This window comes from Deinococcus pimensis DSM 21231, assembly GCF_000519345.1.
In the GTDB taxonomy this organism is placed as follows: domain Bacteria; phylum Deinococcota; class Deinococci; order Deinococcales; family Deinococcaceae; genus Deinococcus_A; species Deinococcus_A pimensis.
The window spans coordinates 27,036-28,059 of sequence record NZ_KI912660.1 but is presented as its reverse complement, the minus strand read 5'-3'; the positions used below and the strand labels follow the sequence as shown (position 1 = coordinate 28,059).

Genomic DNA, 1,024 nt, shown 5'->3' with positions numbered 1-1,024 from the left:
GGCCGGGGCGGCGCGCGCGGCGGATCTGCGGGCGTGCGCGCTGGACGTGGCCGTCACGAACGGGCGCGCGCAGGCGCTGTACGAGCGTCTCGGTTACCGCGTGGTGGCGGAACGGACATGGCGTCCCGACCGCTCGGGCGTGCTGGTGCCGTCACAGCGCCGCATGGAACTCCCGCTGCGCTGAGGACGAAGGAAAAATAAAAGGCCGCCCGGAGGCGGCTGATCTGGTTCGAGTGGTGGTCAGTGAAGCATTCAAGACGTGATGGTGAGTCGCTTATGACTGCCTCATGGTACGCGCCCGGTGTCCGCCGACCATCAGTGCTGACTTAAGGGACCTTCAGCCTTCTCTTCGAGTTCGCGCACGCGCGCCTCCAGGTCGGAGACGCGCCGCAGGAGGGCCGTCAGGACGAGCGCGTAGTGGTCGTAGAGCTTGGGTCGCTCCACGCGGTGCTCGCCGGCCATCCAGCCGTCGAGGAGTTCGAGGGAGCGGGCGAGGACCTCATCGTCGGGCACGTCGCGGTACGCGCGGCCCTGCAGGATGGTCTTGGCGAAATTGAGCTCGTCGGAGGCCATGAGCCGACTGTGCCGCACGCGGGGCGCGGCCTTCAGCGAGGCCGGGCACGATGAGGGCGCGCGTGGCGGGGCTAGACTGCCCGCATGACGAGACCGGCGAGGACGAGGACGGGCACGCACGGGGCCGTGACGGTGGACTTCACCGTGACGGGACCCGTGCAGGAGAACACGCTGTTCGTGCGGGACGCGGCGGGCGAGGGGTTCATCGTGGATCCGGGCGACGAGGCGCCGCGCCTCCTGGAGGAAGTCCGCGCGCTCGGGCTGCGTCCCCGCGCGATCCTGCTGACGCACGCGCACTTCGATCACGTGGGGGCCGTGCAGCCCCTGCGCGAGGCGCTCGGCGTGCCCGTCTACCTGCACGAGGCGGACCTGCCCCTGTACCGCGCGGCGGCGTCGAGCGCGGCCCGCTGGAACCTCAGCGTGACGCAGCCCGCCGACCCGGACGGCTGCC

At 71.0% G+C, this 1,024-nt stretch carries 3 protein-coding genes; 2 read left to right on the top strand and 1 reads right to left on the bottom strand.

Annotated elements, in window-relative coordinates:
- On the top strand, nucleotides 1–184 hold a 184-nt coding region (locus DEIPI_RS41010), incomplete at its 5' end, for an N-acetyltransferase (protein ID WP_211238312.1).
- Between the two features lie 131 nt (nucleotides 185–315).
- On the opposite strand, the gene DEIPI_RS0117030 is transcribed toward DEIPI_RS41010, so the two are convergent.
- Nucleotides 316–573, bottom strand: a complete 258-nt coding sequence (locus tag DEIPI_RS0117030; protein ID WP_045234581.1) for a hypothetical protein — start codon at nucleotides 571–573, stop codon at nucleotides 316–318.
- 84 nt (nucleotides 574–657) lie between these two features.
- On the opposite strand from DEIPI_RS0117030, the gene DEIPI_RS32120 reads away from it, so the two are divergent.
- On the top strand, nucleotides 658–1,024 hold a 367-nt coding region (locus DEIPI_RS32120), incomplete at its 3' end, for an MBL fold metallo-hydrolase (RefSeq protein ID WP_157463757.1).

Coding starts and splice junctions, on each gene's coding strand:
- DEIPI_RS0117030 (WP_045234581.1), bottom strand. CDS start 573: ATGGCCTCCGACGAGCTCAATTTCGCCAAGACCATCCTGCAGGGCCGC.